An 18,491-nucleotide genomic window follows, 5' to 3' on the forward strand; every position below is an offset into this window, starting at 1 on the left:
AACAGAGAAGTTAAGCCCGCCAGAGCCAATGGTACTGCAGTAACATGTGGGAGAGTAGGTCGGTGCCAACCTTTATTCAGCAACAAAAGCCCGGTAGTGATAACTATCGGGCTTTGCTGTTTTATGGCCTATTTTACAATTGAGTGCCTATCGCCTGAATTAAGTAGAGCCAACACACCTAGCAACCCTACTGGCGGAAGCTGAAGGAGCAGAAAGCAATGCCTGCGGAAAGGGAGATGGTTGACGTTTTCTAATTATTTCAAACATTCCTGCCATAATTGCATTTACTTCTCTTGCTGTCCAGCGCAGGATGACAGGATATCGCTGATTGTCAAGCTACTCTCAGCTTCGTTAGTATATTTAGTTCTACTGAAAATTTAATAATTTGCTGGCATGTTATTCGTTAGAACTAAGCACTTAGATAATCGACTATGAATTTTTTTAAAAAGATATTAATGATTGCTGCATTTGCCCCCTTGGCGGCGAGCGCGCAAAAAAAGGAAGACCTGAAGCCTAATTGGTTTAATCTCGATTTGCAGAAAGACGGTGTTTTTGGAATAAGCACCGAAAGAGCCTACGAATTAGTTAAAGGAAAGAAAGCCGTTCCAGTGACAGTAGCCGTATTAGATGGAGGTGTTGACGAGGAACATGAGGATTTGAAGACTGTCATGTGGAAAAACCAGCGGGAGATCGCTGGTAATAATATCGATGACGACAAGAACGGCTACGTGGACGACGTCTATGGCTGGAACTTTCTTGGGTCCGCCAAAGGAAGTGTGCGGTTTGATAACCTGGAAATTGTACGTCTGATCAGAATATATCAGGACAAGTATGCCTCCGTTCTTAATTCAACACCATTGAGCACAGCCGAAAGAAGAGAGTTCTCTTTGTACAAGAAGCTGGTTACGGAACATCAGTCGAAGCTGCAAAATGCGAGGTTCGGTTATGAGAACTATTCAATACTGAAAAAAAACCTGGATTCAATAGAAAGACGAATAGGCAAGGAAAAGTTATCGTTGAACGACCTCGATAAATACCGCGCTAAGAACGATATCGAATCGAAAGTTATAAAAGTGGTGCGTTCAGAGCTTAAGAAGAATCCGGATTATTCGGAGTTCACGAAGGAGTTGAATGAGACGCTGGAATATTATCATAACCAGTTGAATTACCACCTGAATCTGGAGTTTGATCCAAGAGATTCTATCGGCGACAATTATGCAGATGTGAATGAAAGGATCTATGGAAACAGTGACGTAACAGGGCCGGATGCTGACCATGGAACCCACGTAGCTGGGATTATTGCTGCAGACAGGACGAATAAACTGGGCATAAACGGAGTAGCAGATCAGGCAAGAATCATGTCTGTGAGAGTAGTTCCCGACGGTGATGAACGTGATAAAGACGTTGCTAATGCCATCCGATATGCTGTTGACAATGGAGCGAAGGTAATTAACATGAGCTTTGGTAAAAGCTATTCGTGGAACAAAGCTACAGTGGACAGTGCTGTGGCTTATGCAGCGCGCAAAGACGTGTTGCTTGTACATGCAGCGGGAAACGATAGTAAGAATACCGATTACGAAAATAATTTTCCTAACAGGATTTACGGAGACACCACTAATGCGAACTATTGGAACCTAAGCAATAGAATTGAAGTGGAACAAGCGTTGCAGACGAGACCTATGCCAGGTGTGATGGGTGGAATTGGCAGACCAAATGTACCGACAGGTCCTCGTGTTGACTCCGCTAAATTTTCGAGACCTCAGGCCCCTAATTGGCTTGAAGTAGGTGCTTCAAGTTGGAAGGATGATGAAACGCTTGTCGCTAATTTCTCTAATTTCGGAAAAAGAACTGTGGACGTATTTGCACCCGGAGTAAGGATTAATTCTACTATGCCCGGCTCCAAGTACGAAGAGCAACAGGGCACAAGTATGGCTGCGCCGGTTGTAAGCGGACTAGCTGCCCTTATTCGTTCTTATTACCCTTCACTATCTGCCGTTCAAGTCAAAGACATCATTATGAGGTCTGTGGCGAAGGTAGATCAGAAGGTGAAGATTGCTGAGAGAGGGGAGTCTAAAAAAGTAAACCTATCGGACATTAGTATTTCCGGAGGCGTTGTGAATGCCTATAATGCCCTTAAGTTAGCTGAAGAAGTCAGTAAGGGAAAGTAAAAGAATATTCTAAATAAAAAAGGGGCGTTTGAGACGCCCCTTTTTTGTTCCTGCATTGCTAGAAGGCAAAACCTGTATTGATAGAGAAATAGTTACCTTCTTTAGATATTCCGTATCCTACAGAAAATAGAAATTTATTATAAAGGTTCAGCCAAACCCCGGGCCCGTATCCGGTATGCCATATGTTATTTTCGGCTGCACTTGAATATACCCTTCCTGCGTCAAAGAACCCGAACAAGCCCAGGTTTCCAGTGAAGATATAGTTTCGGAAGTTCGAGACTTTAAACCGGAGCTCCGAGTTATTATACACGTAACTCCTGCCCGCAAACCTATTGTTTCTGTAACCCCGTAAGTTGGTATTGGATCCGAGGAAATTAGCCTGGAAGAATTTATAGTCGCCTATGTTCGTAGCTCCTCCAAGGCGTAATGCAGCCGTAACCGGGAAGTTGAAATTTGGAGTTATATAAAAAGATACATCTGACTGCAGGCGTAAGAAGTTGTCTCCCAAACCGCCCATCTCGCTGTAGTAATTTGCCTGGTTAAACCAGCGTACTCCCGTTGTTGGAAAAAGAGGACTGTTCACATAGTCAATATTTGCATACGATTTGAGTACAGCGAAGCGCGAGGGGTTATCAATGTCCGGTTTATCAGGAAATTCAGGACTGGTGAGGAATCTATTGGGCTTTTTCTCTACCCAATAGTGTTCATAGCCCGGACCAATACCGATACTAAAAGCCTCCGTAAACCGGCGCTGATAAAAAGCATTTATACTCAAATTTTTACTCTTTACCCTGTAGTAGTTGATATCGTCGCCGATATTAGGTGTGGAATTCCCCTCACCATAATAGTTGAATGTATAAAGGGGACCGTTGTAGGCGACGTCGAATCTAAAATCGTGATTCCGTTTGAATAACGAGTAGTAATTCGAGCGGTACCGTACAGAGTAAGCTTCTGTTTTAGGAGCATAAATGCCAGATATCGTTTGATCGAAGCTATAGGGTTTTTTTCTGAAACCGTAATGTCTGTATTTATACCCTGCTCCAAAAAATACACCGTCGTCAGGATTGTAATCGAGGGCAGGAAAAACATTCGATTTATCGTAATTAAAATGATTAACATTGAACTCGTGAACACTTTCGTGGGCAGACAGCCTTAACCTGGTATTGTGTCCTTTATTAATAGTGTTACCTGTATCGCTGTCAAAGTATTTTATAGGTTTGCCTGATGCTGCTTCAGACCTATCAGCAATGAAATCGGGTCCTTCTCCTCCAATCACCCTTACCTTAATAGGAGAAGCGTCTCCCTCAATAAGGATGCTATCCTGCCCCTCCAGGGCGAAGAGGTTCACCTCATCTGTCTCCTTGTTCGAAAACGTACGCTGATAAAGTACTTTTTTGATGTCGTTATCATTGCTAATCTTCCGTATCGTTACTGTTACCGAGTCAGCAGTAGTGTTTACGCTGATGAACTCCTTTTTTTCTGAAGAGGCAACGGTCACTTCCTTGCTTAATACCTGATAGTACTCGGTGGCGACGTCAACAATTTGATTTCTTCTCGATTTTAGTTTGTCGATAATCTCTTGTCCTGACTTGGCAAATACCTCTTCCGGCATCTGACGAACTGCTTCTTCAATTACAGCGTCGGTTAACTTGTTCTGTACTTCGGTAGCTAGCTGGACCCACTGGTCTCTGGTTAATTTATTGAGGAGGTTACGGTCCAGATTCCGGGCAGCAAGAGAGAGCTTTGCAGGGTCTTTAATTTCAGTTCCGAAATGCTGAATATCGGGCACTATCTTAGATACGAGGCTGGGTACAATTCCATCATATTTTGTAAACGCCTGGTCCCGATCGCGGGGTATAGGTCTGTAAATGGAGCCTTTTTCTTTCTTAAATTCAGCCCAGCGCCATTGATCCTCATGACGATCCCAGTCGCCGATAATCATATCAAAAAGGCGGGCCTTCAGGAACATTTGCTGATCCACTTCATTATCATTGTCTTCAAGCAGTTCTTCGTAAAGCTTACGCGTGCTCACTGCGTTCTTCGCATTTCCAAAGGATTTGAAGTCTGATACATCTTCATCCGGCCGGGCCTCAATGGTTCCCAGCTGTCCGCCCACTTGCTGCAGGTACGGACCTAACAGACGCGAATAAGGCATGTACACCAGTTTCGGGGTTACGTAAAAGATGCCTATTGCTTTTGCCATCTGGGGGATGATGAGACCACCGTAGGGATGAGCGGAGGAAATCTGATCCTGAAAAAGGTCGTCGGCAAAAGTTCTAAGAAAACCCTCAGGAAGGAGAGCACTTGGGTCTTTCGAAATCGTGCGGAATTGGTAAACATTCCCATCTTTTCCTTCGAGTTGAAGCGAGGTCGTTTGTTTGCCTCCCCCCATTTTAAGTGGCGTAAGCCCTCCCGCAAAGGTGGTCAAATCCAGGTAAGGCACTTTAACCGGGGTAGCCCAGGTTTCGCGATAGTGTTCACCGTATAAACGTTTCTTATATTCGCTTGCTTTGTACTGCGGGCCGGCGGCAATTACTTTAACGCTATCTGAATAGTTGATCCTTTGTTCTGCAAGCGATTCCACCCTCTTTTTCGGTGGGATAGCATACATGGGAGTACGATATACCAGTTTTCCCGTAGAGCCATCCTCTACAGGAATCCAATACTCCACCCAGGCCTGGCCGTTATCATAGTAATTTATCCGGGCGAAGCCCTTCTCTCCATACGCAAACATCGCCTCATTGCCTTTGGCCACCGGATTTTCTTTAGCGCCAGCTCCGCTAAGCACGTGATTGATGTTATCAAACTTATTAAATTGTAGTGCATGTTCATGGCCAGCTGCTATCACTACGTTCGGTTCGTCTGCCAGTATCGCCAGTAAGCCACGTTTTAGCTGCTGGTAATCCTTATTGGAAAGATCTTGCCTCGAAATACCGTACTGCCGCATGAAGGGATAGATCGATCCAATTACCGGAAGAGGAATATATAAATTGGGGCGGACCAGGGTTAAGGGAAAAAAGTAATCTTTAAGGGTAAAATATCCGTTATGCTTTCCGTTACTGAACAAGGGGTGATGCTGGGCAATCACAATATTTTTACCGCGGTTTCTAACCAGAATATCTTCTACCTGTTCCAGGATTTCAACCCGGTTCGCAGCGGTGCAACCATTATCGGGAGCTATCGGTTTTCTATGTTTATGCAGCCACCACTCCGTGTCTAAAATGACCAACACGAGGTCGTTATTCATCTGCACTTCGACGGGGCCGGGACAACCATTACTTGGCATAAACACATCGTTCGAGTCAAGATACGCTTCCACAAATGCCTCTTGCCTTTGAACAGCAGCTAATCCCCCGGGCCGGCTTTCGTTCCAGTCATGATTGCCGGGAATGAATATCTTTCGGCCCCTGAACTCCTTTACTACATCCATCTGTGCAATAATGCGGCGCTCCTTTTCTTTTCGATCCGGGGCATCGGGCTCAGGCAAACCAGTTTCATAGATGTTATCACCCACAAAAAGTACTACGTCTTCCGGTCTTGAGATATTTCGGGACGTGTCGCCTTTAACAATCCTGGTACTGTCGAACAATTGTTTTTGGAGAAGCTTTAGTGTTGGCTCCTGCACGTCATCATCGGGCCGTCCAGCATCTCCAATAACAAATACCGTATATTTTAACTTAGTGCTATCTGGTGGTGTAGCTTCTTGCCAGTTGACCTGGCTTTTATCGTAAAACGGTTTCCTGCTGATGCAGCCGGTTATAATTACCAGTGAAAAAATTATATAGAAAGAACTTTTAGGAAAGTTAATCTTCATATTGTACTTCAATAATATTTGCTTGTTTGTTTTTGCCTTCATTAGATATAAACAGTCGGCCGTCACTGGTAAAAGCGAGGCCTTCAGGCTGAATAAATTCTTTACCATCCAGTTCAAGCACTTTGATGATTTTTCCAGATTTATCCAGCACTGCGATGATATTGTTAAGTGAAGAAAGCACGTAAAGGTTTCCAGTTTTAGGGTTAAAATTTAGTGCCGAGGTTCTAAAAATCTCATTTAAATTCTGATTGCCAATTGCCTTTAGGATTTTCTTCGAGTACTCTTCAATTTGATCACCTTTAAAGTAGCCTTCTACTTCTGTCAGACTGATGGTATACGCCTCTTTTTCGATTAATTTCTTCGTCGCCAAATCAAAGGCATAGATGTGCTTGTGATCTTTATGCATATCGAGGCCGATGTCTTTCACCCCTAGCAAAAGCCGGTTGTTCGCTTTGTCGTAAGCTAGTCCCTCAATATTGTTTACTTCCTGGAGTGCGGTCTTATGCACCACCGGTTGCGACGGTCCAGCCTCGAAGTTCTTCAGTTCATAGATGGTACCCGAGCTGTTGACTATAAAAAGATCTTTACCAACCACGGCTAAATCTTCGTAGTCTTTGCCTTTCCAAAATTCATACTTCCGCGTGACCTTCTCCTCCTTCAAATCATAGAAGTAAAGAATGCCTTCTTCGTCTTGTATTGCTACCAAAAGGTTATCATTTACAAAAGAAATCCCTGAAATTTCATTGAGTTCGGCGGGCACCTGATACAGCTTTCCACCTATTGGCTCGAGTGTTTTCTTATCGGATTTCTCGGCCGTACCTGACATCTTTTCGTTCTTGCCGCTGCATGAAATAAAAAAAAGTACTAACAAAAGCGAACTAATTCTGTTCATAGGGGTGTTATGAGATTTAATGTTGTAACAGTTAAAGTTTTATTATAACTCAAATCATAGATTATAGTTTTATAATCCCTTTCAAGCACAGTAGTTCGAATCATATGAAGAATAATAACCCGATAGTAAAATCTGCCGAAGAGTATATTTTTAACCTATTGAGGGACAAGTTGCAGCCGGACTACGTTTATCACAACTACAAGCATACGCAGCAGACAGTTAAGGCATGCCGGGAACTGGCAGAAAGTTACAACCTGTCAAGCAGGGATTATGAGATTCTGATGCTCGCTGCACTTTTCCACGACTCAGGCTATACCGAGACTTATAAGGGGCATGAGGAGGTAAGTGTGAGAATCCTGAAGGATTTCCTCAAGGATGACTATCCGGCGGAGGACTTAAATAAAATTGAGGCTTTGATCCTGTCGACGAAAGCCAGTTCAACCCCTGAAGGGATGCTGCAGGAGATTTTACACGATGCCGACTATATCAACATCGGCAAGAAAAAGTTCCTGGAAAGAGCGGAATTGCTACGAATTGAATGGGAAAGAGTTCTTGACAAAAAATATAGCGACTTGGAGTGGGCTGAAGTGCAGCTTAACTTTTTAATATCTACATCATTTGCTACCCAGGAGGCGATTCTGAAGTATGGCGATCAGCGGGAAGCGAATATCCGGGCACAGCGTGAAAAAGTGGAGATGTTAAGGTTAGAAAATGAAAAGCTTCAAGCCAAACTGGAAAAATCGAATCCGGCCAATGGTGCCAAAAAAGAAGGACGGGGGATTGAAACGTTGTACCGGTCGTTGTACGAATATCACATCAACCTGAGTTCCATTGCCGACAATAAGGCCAATATTATGATCAGTATTAATACGATCATAATATCTCTGGTAATTACTCTCTTTGGATCGGGTTATACCTTCTCTGGACAAAATGAGTTCGGAAGCCTGCGTTTTGTAATACCCATGGCAGTTTTACTCGTGACCAGCTTGCTCGCTGTTGTATTTGCCGTACTTTCTTCCAGACCCAATGTAACCACAAAGGAACGGTACGAACTTTCCAAAAAAGATAGCAGTATCCTATTCTTTGGGAACTTCGCCCAGCTTCAGCTAAGGGAATTTGTGGAAAGGATACGTGAACTAAAGTATGAGAAAGAGGAATTGTACGACAGTATGTCCATTGACATTTACTATCTGGGTTCCGTACTGGTCAAGAAATACCGTCTCTTAAGCTGGTCTTATAATATCTTTATGGGAGGATTAGTACTATGCGCTGTTGGATTCGTAGTAATCATGTTGTTCTCTTACGATAACTAAAGCTTTTAAACCTTTTCCTCTTCGATGGGTATGTACCAGTAATCGATAATTCCGATATGGTCATACTCGTCGCAGCCTTTCTTCAACTCATCCCAGTGGAACCATGAGCTCACATCGCTCTTTTTAATCTTATCCAAATACGCTTGCGTAAGCAAGACATATTCTGTAGCCTCTACACTGTTTTTTAATAATTTATGGGTGATGATTACGTCTTCTCCAATAAGCTTGGTTCGTCCCTTAATATTTGCCGTGCTGATATGACCGAAATGGATGACAATTTTTAATCCCATCTGTCCACCCGACAGGTGCTTATGATAATTTTCGGGATCGTCTTTCTCGATCGTTCTTACAAAGTCATAAAATGTTTTGAATAGAAGTTTACATTGTTTTGCGACCTGATTCACTGAGGGAAGGCGACCTGTTTTATAGAAAAAGATTGCATCTCCCTCAATTTCACCCACATTCATCTTCAGTATGTTGGCATTTATAAGTCGGCGCAGGAGGCTTGGGATAAAGTCTTTACTGAAGTTAATGTCGGCAGTCGCAATAAATTTTGTAAACCCGGTTATGTCAGGAACGCAAAAAAAAGTTGGTTTTACATCATCGTTTTTTTCCATATATCAAGGATATACGTTAAGCGTTTAAACTTATGATTTGTTTGTTAATAAACTATAAATATTTGCGGGAGAAGCGCACTGGAAATTCTGGTGCAATTACCTTTCTTAAGTTACAAAAGATGAATCTCGATCTTATAAAACAACTCTTTCTTCTTCTTTGTATAAAACACTAGTTTGGTTTAAATTTTAACGGAAAATGTGCAGCAAGATACTTCTTATTGAGGACGAGGATAATGTGCGGGAAACTATTGACCTTCTTTTAACCACTGCAGGCTACCAGGTTCGGGCGTCGGCGACGGGGAAAAATATATTTGAAATAATAGGCGACTTTAATCCAGACCTTATTCTGCTGGATATTCTTCTGGACGGTGTGGACGGAAGGGACATCTGCAGGGATATTAAAGCGAATTCGATGACAGCTTCTGTTCCGGTGATTATCCTATCTGCCGTTCCGGAAATATATAATGCAATTATGGACGTAGGTGCAAATGATATTGTGTCGAAACCTTTTGAAGGAAGCGTTCTGTTAAGCAGAATAGAAAGACAGCTGCTAAACGCGAAGGTGCCGAAGATGTAGTTCTAACTAGATCTTATCAATAGTAAGTACTGACGATTGCTTATCGTACAACCGGAGTAGGAACGCCGCCTTACTGCTGAAAAAAAAGCAACAAAAAAAGGCGTCTAAGTTTACCTAAACGCCTTGTTATCCGGTAGCGGGGAGCAGGATCGAACTGCCGACCTTAGGGTTATGAATCCTACGCTCTAACCATCTGAGCTACCCCGCCGTTTCCATCCTAAGCACTAGTAAATCAACTTTCGTTGTCTTTTGGCCCTTCTGAAAATGGAGTTGCAAATATAGTTTAATTTACTTTTCTTTAGAAAAGAAATTCTAAAAAAAACGCTTGCAATTAGCCAAAGATCAGAATGTCAGAAAAAAAGAAGTTTAGTCTGGAGTACGAAATCAAATCATCGCCTAAAATTTTATTCAGTTTTTTGAGTGAACCTAACGGCTTAGCTCAGTGGTTCGCAGACGAGGTGACCTACCGCGACCAGGTTTTTACGTTTAATTGGGATGGCGAAGAGCATAAAGCTAAACTTTTGTCTGTTAAAGAGAATAAACTGGTCAAGTTTAAATGGATTGATGACGAGCCCCACTGTTTTTTTGAGATGGAAATTATCCAGGATGAACTGACTAATGATGTAGCCCTATCTATAACAGATTTTGCCCCGGAGGATGCAGTGGTAGAACGGAAGCTCATTTGGGATAATCAGATTGAATACCTGATAAGCGTATTAGGAGCCTAGACACGACAGTTTGACTAGTTTAGGGCCGTAATATTCAGCTATAGACTACGTTTTATTCTTGTTAAAAACCTCCCTGCCGCAGTAGTGCTATAAAGGTTAAAAATCAAAGCTCAAAAGCTGGTTGGAGGAATTTGCCTAAGTTTGTAACGTGAAGAAAGTTCATCTTTTGGTAATTAAGGCATTTATCCGGCCTTTCATAGTTACCTTTTTCATAGTAATGTTTGTACTGTTGATGTTATTTTTATTTAAATACATCGACGACCTTATAGGTAAGGGTTTTGAGTGGTACGTTATTCTTGAGCTACTCTGGTACGCATCGGCTACGAACGTAGCCATGGCCCTGCCATTGGCAATGCTGTTGTCGTCAATCATGACGTTTGGAGCATTGGGTGAGAATTATGAGCTGGTAGCCATTAAAGCAGCAGGCATTTCCCTGCAAAAAGCGATGATGCCACTCGTGGTTTTAGTAACCAGCCTTAGTATAGCCGCCTTTCTATTTTCTGACTATATGCTTCCGGTTGCTAACCTGAAGATGGGATCTTTACTATACGATGTCCGAAACCAGAAATCTGCTTTTTTAATTGAAGAGGGCGTTTTCAACAATAGTATCCAGGGATATTCTATCAGGGTACAGAAGAAAGATCCGGACGGGCAAACCCTATACAAGGTATTGATCTACGACCATACAGGGACTAATGGAAACTTGACGGTCTTAATGGCCGACACGGGAAAGATGTATAAAACGGATGATGATCGGAAGCTGGTTCTTTTGTTGAAAAACGGAGTCCGGTACGAGGAAACATCCGGTGATAAAGTCTATAATCCCCGGCAGCGCTTCACCCGGTTTCGGTTTAGAGAGACGGAGCAGGAGTTTGACCTGACGGGATTCGAGATGAAGCGGACGGACGAGAGCTTGTTTAAAAGCAATTATGCGATGTTGAACTTGCGGCAACTGAGCTACTATAGGGACTCGACCAGGAAAGAGGCGGATAGCAGCGCAAAGACCGTCCTCTCTAGTATTCTGCCGATGTATCGGTTATACTCTCTGCCCAACCTTAGCATTACCAAAACTAAGGTGAAAAAGGTGCCCACGTATAAAAACACCGTCTTAGACGCACTTCCTCAAGAAAGCAGGACGCAAGCCGTAATTTACGCTCAGGGACAGGTGCGCTCGGTTTCTGACATGCTAAATGTGAAAGCCGAGGAGCATGAGAGCTTCTTGAAGAAGATTCGCCGGTATATGGTCGAGTATCAACGTAAGTTTACCCTCTCATTTTCCTGTCTCGTTCTATTCTCGATTGGAGCGCCCCTTGGAGCCATCATTCGTAAGGGAGGGCTTGGTCTTCCAGTCGTGATGTCCATCATTTTCTTCCTGATCTTCCACATCATTTCAACCATTGGGGAAAAGTCAGCAAAAGAAGGTTCTTTGTCGCCGGTGATGGGTATGTGGATAGCCATTTTCGTATTGGCCCCGCTTGGCGCATTCCTCACATACAAGGCTACAGCAGACTCGGCGCTTTTTGACCTTGACTATTACAAACAGCTGTTTCAAAAGCTGATAAAACGGAAGGATAAGTAGCGCTTATTTCTTTACGCAGTAATTATATAAGGTAGAATAATCTTATCAGGATTCCCGTATTTTTGTAGTCAGATGAGTGTACAATTGAATACCATAGAGGAGGCTATTGAAGAAATAAAGGCCGGTAAAGTTATTATTGTTGTTGATGATGAAGATCGCGAGAATGAAGGCGACTTTCTAACGGCAGCAAGGAACGCTACGCCGGAAGTGATAAACTTTATGGCAAAATACGGCCGTGGCCTAATTTGTGTTCCTCTTACCGAAGAGCGGTGTGATGAGCTGAAGCTGGATTTGATGGTGGGAAATAACACCGCCACTCACGAAACCAACTTCACGATATCGGTAGACCTGATTGGTCATGGCTGTACTACCGGCATTTCTGCTTCTGATCGATCCAAAACCGTTCAGGCACTCATAAATCCAGCTACCAAACCTGAAGAATTGGGCAGGCCCGGCCATATTTTTCCTTTACGGGCAAAAGAAGGCGGCGTATTGCGCAGAACCGGACATACAGAGGCAGCAATCGATTTGGCTGCTCTTGCAGGCTTCGAGCCGGCCGGTGTCATCGTAGAAATTATGAAGGAAGACGGTGAGATGGCTCGATTGGATGATCTCTTCGAAATTGCTGCTGAACATAATATCAAAATTGTCTCCATCAAAGATCTGATAGAATATCGGTTGAGAACGGAATCGCTCATTAAGAAGGAGGTAGCTGTGCGGTTGCCGACTGAGTGGGGCGATTTTGAGATGGTCGCTTATACTCAGATCAATACTGGGGAACATCATATTGCATTGGTAAAGGGTAGCTGGGAACCAGATGAACCGATACTTGTCCGCGTACACAGTTCCTGCGTTACCGGAGATATATTCGGCTCTTGCCGCTGCGACTGCGGGCCTCAGCTCCACCGGGCAATGGAGATGATCGAGGAAGAGGGAAAAGGCGTGATTATCTATATGAATCAAGAGGGCCGGGGCATCGGGCTGATCAATAAATTACACGCCTACAACCTTCAGGAAAATGGCTTTGATACAGTAGAAGCCAACTTGCAGCTTGGATTTAAGATGGACCAAAGGGATTATGGGGTTGGGGCTCAGATTTTGAGGAGTCTCGGTGTTAGCAAGATGCGTTTGATGTCTAATAATCCAACCAAAAGAGCCGGTCTTATCGGCTACCAGCTGGAAGTGGTTGAAAACGTTCCCATTGAAATAAAGTCAAACATTCATAATGAGCTTTATCTTAAAACCAAAAGGGATAAGATGGGACACACAATTATGAATGAGGAAAATAATTAGCGATCTCCTGCCCTTCTGGCGGGAGCACTAGCCGAAGGAGTGCTTGCAGCTGGGGTAGGAGGTGGTATAGCAGGGTTAGGGGCGTTGTTTGGACTACGCTCTTCCCGTCTTTTCTCTCCAATTAAAGCCCTAAGAAATTCCCCAAAGTTGTCGAAGTCTTGCCTATATACCAAGCCGAGGGCGCTCACATAATTTTCCTGATTTAAGTTTTGGGCAGTTAGGAAACTTCGGTTGTTTAACTTATTAGAAGCTCTTAAGATCAAACTTCTGTCTTTTTTTAGGAAGTAAAGCGCTTCCACGTCTGTCGTTACCCTGTTTCCGCCAATTAAATCAAATTCGCTTATCTGGGCATCCCGGTTATCTATGACTCCTCCGGTAATGATCAACCGCTCGTTCAAAAGCCGTACTGAAGCACTCGCTTCATTTAAGGAACGAATGTTTAGGTCAAGGGATCTGATGTTAAACAGCTCGGCGACAATAGTATTTAACTTGTTGAATACCAACTCAGCTCCGGCACTCAGTGCTGTTTCTCTCACGGCATCGTCGTTGAGTAACCCCGTATTTGGAGCGAAAGAACGTCGTACAATTAAACTTAAAGCTTGAATTTCCTTGTTGCTAACGTCACTGAAATAGTTCTGAAGTTCGTCCTTTATATAAGCATCAGCAGGAAAGTTGACATCAAAGCGGATATCGGGTCTCGTTAAATCCCCGCTTAAATTGATGATAGCTTCGGTCTGCACCGTTTGGCTTATGGCGGGTCTGTTCGCCGCCTGGTAAAGAGGACCCAGGTTGGCCCGCAATTCGTAAGCTGCAACAAGGTTAATCGTTGCCTCTGTGGGATCACCGGTCCAACGGATAGAGCCTCCACGCCTTATCTCGAAAATTTTATTGATATAGTCCTGCGCGGTAAATTCATATTTCCCGCTCGAGATAAGATAATCGCCGTACATCTCGAAGTCCCCGGCGCTGGTAATGTTAAGTCGGAGCGTGGCATCTCCCCGTCCCTGCAGGCGACCAAAATCGGTGATGATGTTCACCTGCGAGGCCTCGTCGATTCTGAGATCGAAGGTCATGATAAGCCCTGCAAATGAGGGCTGCCTTACAGAAACATTGCTCGAATCTCTTCCGCTAATAAAGGTGATGAAGTCGTTACTCCCAACGGTCTCAGCGGCATTTAATGGGACGTTAAAGACGGTACCTTCCTCCGTTTTTGCATCGATATTGATCCGCATGTTATTGGTTGGTCCCGTAAACTTGAAAGTGCCCGTTCCGTAAGCCGTTCCGTAATAGAGGGGATTGTCTTTGGCCGTAGTGTTGAGTGCCATAAAACGAGTTGCCCGGATCGTTACATCAATGAAGGGACGGTTAGGAGTTTTCATATCAACAGTACCATACGCTACCGCTCTATTTCCATTAATGTCACGCAGCTCTAGTTCATCTAAATGGATGACACTGTTTTGCACTGTAACATTGTCGGTAATTCTGTAGGGTGTTTTCAGGTAGTTGATAGTAAAGCCAGCATTCCTCAAGCTGGCTGTTCCATTAATACTTGGATCAAAGATGTTCCCCGTTACCTTTAACCTTGCCGATATATTACCACTCATGTTCGAGACAAGGTGTTTGATAAAGGGTTGGAAGATGATGATTTCGCTATTGTCCATCATCAGGTCTATGTTTAGCTTGTTTTCCTTAGCATAGGCATTATAGGTTCCGGAAGCAAAAAGTGTTTCTTTTCCTCCCTTGAGGATATTCATCTCTACATCCACCAGCTTCGTTTCGTCATCAACACTCGCGGTAAGAGTTACATCCCCTACCTCTGTATTGTTCATAACAAGAGAATCAATAGTGATGTCCGACTCTGCTTTCGGATTTTTGGTTAGCGAGGATAAAGCCATGGTGCCGTTCAGCTCCCCTTGTAAATTGATTCCCGCGCTGCTCGTGATCGGATTGAAGGTAGCCAATTTGAACTGTTTAAACTCCGCTTGCAGAATGTCAGCCGGGTCTTGTGAGACTATCCCATTTAAAGTAAGCAACTGGTCGTTCCTGAAAAGTTCAAAATTTTCTATGAAGATCTTTCCTTTTTCAAACTTAAGCTTAACCTGTTCCTGGACCCGCCATACCTCCCGGTTGATCACTACGTCGGAGGGAAGCACGGAAAGCTTGGCAAGAGTATCCGTTCCAAACTCTATCAGTCCGTTTAAGTCCAACTGGTTCACCGCGTCTTTGTCCGACAATTTTACGTTCAGCGACAGGCTATCATTTCTTAAAATATTCGCGATGTTGATGTTCTGTATGTAGAGTCGGTCAGTTAGATCAATCCTATCCGCAGTTGCAAAAATATTTAATGCTGACGGGGTAGTGGATTCGTCAATAATGAAGTTGTTTACTTTGATGTTTTTATATTGGATAAGTGGACTTGATCCACTTACCGTAGCCACGTTCTCAGAGGAAATAAAGGTACCATTGAAAATAGCACCTTCGGGGATCTTCACATCTGGTGCAATAATAAGGCTAAGCGGCTCGAAGTACTTTAGATGGAGCGTAAATTCGAAATTCTGAACACCGAATTTCCCCGTTTTTGCCTTAAGAGATGGAATGTACTGCTTAACCACCGAGGTGAAGTAGGAAGGCAAGGTATTCAAATCATACTGCCCCTGCAGGCTGGCGTCCAGAATGTCGGAGTCTATAGTTAACGATCGGGCAGAGCCTGTTCCCTTCGCAACTAAATCCAGCGTATCTACAACAAGTGTATTTCCAGAATGTCTTAAACTGATGTCTCTCAGTTCGAACCGACCTTGGATGTTGTTTAGATTGTTGCCTGCAAAGTTGGTGCGCAGATTTGCGTTAATACTCACTGTGTCTTTAGAGAACCCCAGTTTATGAAGATTGGCATTACGAACAGTGGCTATAAAGTTGAATTGAGGCAGTTCGGCGTTTAGGTTGACACTTCCGCTAAAGTTGAGCTTCAGGTTCCGGTCATCTATTCGTATGTTCCCATCAAACAGCTTGTTGCTATAATCGCCTGATAAGTTGATATTGCTGTAGCGGTAGCCCTTGTAATCAAAGTAGGCAGCCTGGACGTCGAGATCCTCCTGAAGCTCTTTCAATGAAAAACCTCTGCCGTTGATCTTTGCAGTAAGGGTAGTTCGGCCGAGATCTTTGCGGTTGAGAAGGTCTCCTAAATTGAAGTCGTAAAAACGTACGATACCAGCATATCTTGGGGTGCCGTTAATGTTGGCGTTAAGGTCGGTTGCTATTCTGCCAAGGCTGGTTTTAAAAGTTCCTTTGGTCGAAAAGTCTTTTATTTTTCCGAAAAACGTTCCCGCAAAATTAATATTCCCCAATTCGTCAAGGATGGGTGGTAGTTTCTGGCTTTTTCCAGTAAAGGCTTTTAGTAAAACCTGAATGTCTTTTTTATTGGTATGGGCTTGCGCAAAGCGAAGATTGAAAACAGTGCTGTTAATCTTTGGGAGCCCTTTTACATCGAAGTTACCTTTCACGTAGGTGGCCTGTCCTGCCTTTGCAACAAAGTTTCTTGCCCTGATGTTGTTTACATATCCGCTTAGGCTACCGTCCATTTTGATGTTAAAATTCATACGGCGGGTAGCATCAGCGAAAAACGAAATATCTTTCGAATCAATATAAGAACCTTTCAGCCGTGCTTTTACATATACCTGGCTGATAAACTGCCTGAAGTCTCCGAATTTTGAGTAGGTCATTACCAAATAGTTGGAGAGCCTGCTGTTAGGGGTTTCGAGCAATAGTTGCCTGAACTCCATCCTATTTGTGTCGATAACCGCTTCTGTTGTCAGGTTCCTAAGGTAAAAGCCACTTTTTTCCCGGAAGGTGAGATTGTTCACCTGTGCCTTAAAAAGATGATTTTTAGTGTCGAGATTTAGCACAGTAGTGTTGAGCCGGTACAAATCCAGATCGTCGAAATTGATCCGCTTCATCGCATTGTTTCGGTTGTAATTCCGGTACTTGAACTGGATGCTGTTTAGCACTATTTTGTCGACGGTAATGTTGTAGGGGCGTCTCGTCTTGCTGGGTTTAGGGCTTGGTCTTCCGGTCTTAAAATAATTTACAATGAATTGCAGGTTCGTTGTTCCGTTCTGGTAGGTTTTCAGGAAGAACTTGCCCTTATCTAATTGCACCGTATTAACGTCGATAATCCTTTCGCTAAAAGATAGTTGATTCAGATCGACCGTAAACCGTGGTGAATATAAAAGAGTATCTTTGTTCAGATCCTCCACATAGAGGCCCTCGAGTACCAGAGATTTGAAAGGCTTCACGTAAAGGCTCTTGACCTCGATTCTTGTATTGAGCTCTTCAGATAAATATTTTGCAACCTTCTTTGCGACAAATGTTTGTACTGGCCGAAACTGCAGCGCCAATAAAAAGGCAGCAAACAGCAGCAGGATCGCTACGAAAGTCCAAAGAGTTATTTTAAGAGCTTTTTTAATAATTTTGCGTTTTAAAGAATAAAAACAAATTAAAATACTTCCGGTTTGGCTACCATCCTTGCAATCGAATCATCCTGTGATGAAACTTCCGCAGCTATATGTAAAGACGGAAAAATCTTGTCAAATATTATAGCAACTCAAGCTGTCCATCAAAAATACGGTGGAGTAGTGCCGGAGCTTGCCTCCCGCGCGCACCAGCAGAACATTATTCCGGTGGTTGAGGATGCAATTTCATCCGCAAAAATAAGGAAAAAAGACATTGATGCAGTTGCATTTACGAGGGGGCCTGGCCTATTAGGATCACTTTTGGTAGGAACGTCCTTTTCTAAGGCTTTTGCCCTCGCTAACAATATTCCCCTGGTGGAAGTTAATCACATGCAGGCGCATATTTTAGCCCATTTTATTGACGACCCCAAGCCCGACTTTCCCTTTCTCTGTCTGACAGTCTCCGGAGGACATACGCAGATTGTGCTGGTAAGGGATTACTTTGATATGGAAATCGTGGGGCAAACCACGGACGACGCTGCAGGGGAAGCCTTTGACAAGACAGCAAAAATATTGGACCTGCCTTATCCTGGTGGGCCGCTGATTGATAAGTATGCGAAAGAGGGGAATCCCGAAGCCTTTCAGTTTCCGGAGCCTCAAATTCCCGGACTCGACTTCAGCTTTAGTGGTTTGAAAACGTCTATTCTATATTTCATTCGGGACAGACAGAAAGAGGATCCGAACTTTCTGCAGAATAACATCGCCGATATCTGTGCCTCCGTTCAGCATCGCATCATAACTATACTGCTGGGTAAGTTAAAGCGGGCCGCAAGAGAATATGGAATTAAAGATGTTTCGATTGCAGGCGGAGTGTCTGCCAATTCAGGATTGAGGAAAAGTTTGGAAGAGGCGGCTGTGAAATACGGATGGCGTGTTTTCATTCCTGCTTTTCAATACTGTACAGATAATGCCGGCATGATTGCCATCGCCGGGTATCATAAATTTTTAAAGAAAGACTTTGTCGGACAGGATATTGCGCCGCTGGCAAGGATGAGTTTTTAG

11 protein-coding genes and 1 tRNA gene are annotated in these 18,491 nt (G+C 43.6%); 7 read left to right on the forward strand and 5 right to left on the reverse strand.

The annotated features are described in order from the left end of the window. The first annotated feature begins 431 nt into the window (after window positions 1–431). On the forward strand, window positions 432–2,168 hold the full coding sequence (locus J4N23_RS12240) for a S8 family peptidase (RefSeq protein ID WP_207427688.1): 1,737 nt from the start codon (window positions 432–434) through the stop codon (window positions 2,166–2,168). Between the two features lie 58 nt (window positions 2,169–2,226). On the opposite strand, the gene J4N23_RS12245 is transcribed toward J4N23_RS12240, so the two are convergent. Continuing rightward, window positions 2,227–5,982 (reverse strand): metallophosphoesterase, encoded by a 3,756-nt coding sequence (locus tag J4N23_RS12245; protein WP_207427691.1) that lies wholly within the window; start codon window positions 5,980–5,982, stop codon window positions 2,227–2,229. Further along, window positions 5,972–6,874, reverse strand: a complete 903-nt coding sequence (locus tag J4N23_RS12250; RefSeq protein ID WP_207427695.1) for an SdiA-regulated domain-containing protein — start codon at window positions 6,872–6,874, stop codon at window positions 5,972–5,974. Before J4N23_RS12250 ends, J4N23_RS12245 begins: the two co-directional genes overlap by 11 nt. Before the next feature lie 104 nt (window positions 6,875–6,978). Between J4N23_RS12250 and J4N23_RS12255 the strand changes: the two genes are divergently transcribed. Next, window positions 6,979–8,187 (forward strand): Pycsar system effector family protein, encoded by a 1,209-nt coding sequence (locus J4N23_RS12255; protein WP_207427697.1) that lies wholly within the window; start codon window positions 6,979–6,981, stop codon window positions 8,185–8,187. A gap of 5 nt (window positions 8,188–8,192) precedes the next feature. Here J4N23_RS12255 and J4N23_RS12260 read toward each other — a convergent pair whose 3' ends face one another. Continuing rightward, window positions 8,193–8,804 (reverse strand): DUF2652 domain-containing protein, encoded by a 612-nt coding sequence (locus J4N23_RS12260; protein WP_207427698.1) that lies wholly within the window; start codon window positions 8,802–8,804, stop codon window positions 8,193–8,195. A gap of 196 nt (window positions 8,805–9,000) precedes the next feature. Between J4N23_RS12260 and J4N23_RS12265 the strand changes: the two genes are divergently transcribed. Next, window positions 9,001–9,381 carry a response regulator gene (locus J4N23_RS12265; protein ID WP_207427700.1) on the forward strand — a complete coding sequence of 127 codons (381 nt, stop codon included), beginning with the start codon at window positions 9,001–9,003 and terminating at the stop codon, window positions 9,379–9,381. 134 nt (window positions 9,382–9,515) lie between these two features. Here the strand turns inward: J4N23_RS12265 and J4N23_RS12270 are convergent. Next, window positions 9,516–9,589: transfer RNA gene (locus tag J4N23_RS12270), tRNA-Met, on the reverse strand. 139 nt (window positions 9,590–9,728) lie between these two features. On the opposite strand from J4N23_RS12270, the gene J4N23_RS12275 reads away from it, so the two are divergent. The 3 genes from J4N23_RS12275 to J4N23_RS12285 all read left to right on the forward strand — a co-directional run bounded on the left by J4N23_RS12275 (window position 9,729) and on the right by J4N23_RS12285 (window position 12,981). Next, window positions 9,729–10,109 (forward strand): START-like domain-containing protein, encoded by a 381-nt coding sequence (locus J4N23_RS12275; RefSeq protein WP_207427702.1) that lies wholly within the window; start codon window positions 9,729–9,731, stop codon window positions 10,107–10,109. Window positions 10,110–10,257: 148 nt separating this feature from the next. After that, window positions 10,258–11,688 (forward strand): LptF/LptG family permease, encoded by a 1,431-nt coding sequence (locus tag J4N23_RS12280; RefSeq protein WP_207427704.1) that lies wholly within the window; start codon window positions 10,258–10,260, stop codon window positions 11,686–11,688. A 72-nt stretch (window positions 11,689–11,760) separates the two neighbouring features. Then, window positions 11,761–12,981: a bifunctional 3,4-dihydroxy-2-butanone-4-phosphate synthase/GTP cyclohydrolase II gene (locus J4N23_RS12285; protein WP_207427706.1), complete on the forward strand. Its 1,221-nt coding sequence runs from the start codon at window positions 11,761–11,763 to the stop codon at window positions 12,979–12,981. On the opposite strand, the gene J4N23_RS21260 is transcribed toward J4N23_RS12285, so the two are convergent. Beyond that, window positions 12,978–17,273 (reverse strand): translocation/assembly module TamB domain-containing protein, encoded by a 4,296-nt coding sequence (locus J4N23_RS21260; protein WP_207427712.1) that lies wholly within the window; start codon window positions 17,271–17,273, stop codon window positions 12,978–12,980. The genes J4N23_RS12285 and J4N23_RS21260 overlap by 4 nt on opposite strands. Window positions 17,274–17,489: 216 nt before the next feature. Between J4N23_RS21260 and tsaD the strand changes: the two genes are divergently transcribed. Further along, window positions 17,490–18,491 carry a tRNA (adenosine(37)-N6)-threonylcarbamoyltransferase complex transferase subunit TsaD gene (gene tsaD / locus J4N23_RS12295; protein WP_207427713.1) on the forward strand — a complete coding sequence of 334 codons (1,002 nt, stop codon included), beginning with the start codon at window positions 17,490–17,492 and terminating at the stop codon, window positions 18,489–18,491.

The sequence above is a fragment of the Pedobacter sp. SYSU D00535 genome (assembly GCF_017355855.1).
In the GTDB taxonomy this organism is placed as follows: Bacteria; Bacteroidota; Bacteroidia; order Sphingobacteriales; family Sphingobacteriaceae; genus Desertivirga.

Coding starts and splice junctions, on each gene's coding strand:
- J4N23_RS12240 (WP_207427688.1), top strand. CDS start 432: ATGAATTTTTTTAAAAAGATATTAATGATTGCTGCATTTGCCCCCTTG.
- J4N23_RS12245 (WP_207427691.1), bottom strand. CDS start 5,982: ATGAAGATTAACTTTCCTAAAAGTTCTTTCTATATAATTTTTTCACTG.
- J4N23_RS12250 (WP_207427695.1), bottom strand. CDS start 6,874: ATGAACAGAATTAGTTCGCTTTTGTTAGTACTTTTTTTTATTTCATGC.
- J4N23_RS12255 (WP_207427697.1), top strand. CDS start 6,979: ATGAAGAATAATAACCCGATAGTAAAATCTGCCGAAGAGTATATTTTT.
- J4N23_RS12260 (WP_207427698.1), bottom strand. CDS start 8,804: ATGGAAAAAAACGATGATGTAAAACCAACTTTTTTTTGCGTTCCTGAC.
- J4N23_RS12265 (WP_207427700.1), top strand. CDS start 9,001: ATGTGCAGCAAGATACTTCTTATTGAGGACGAGGATAATGTGCGGGAA.
- J4N23_RS12275 (WP_207427702.1), top strand. CDS start 9,729: ATGTCAGAAAAAAAGAAGTTTAGTCTGGAGTACGAAATCAAATCATCG.
- J4N23_RS12285 (WP_207427706.1), top strand. CDS start 11,761: ATGAGTGTACAATTGAATACCATAGAGGAGGCTATTGAAGAAATAAAG.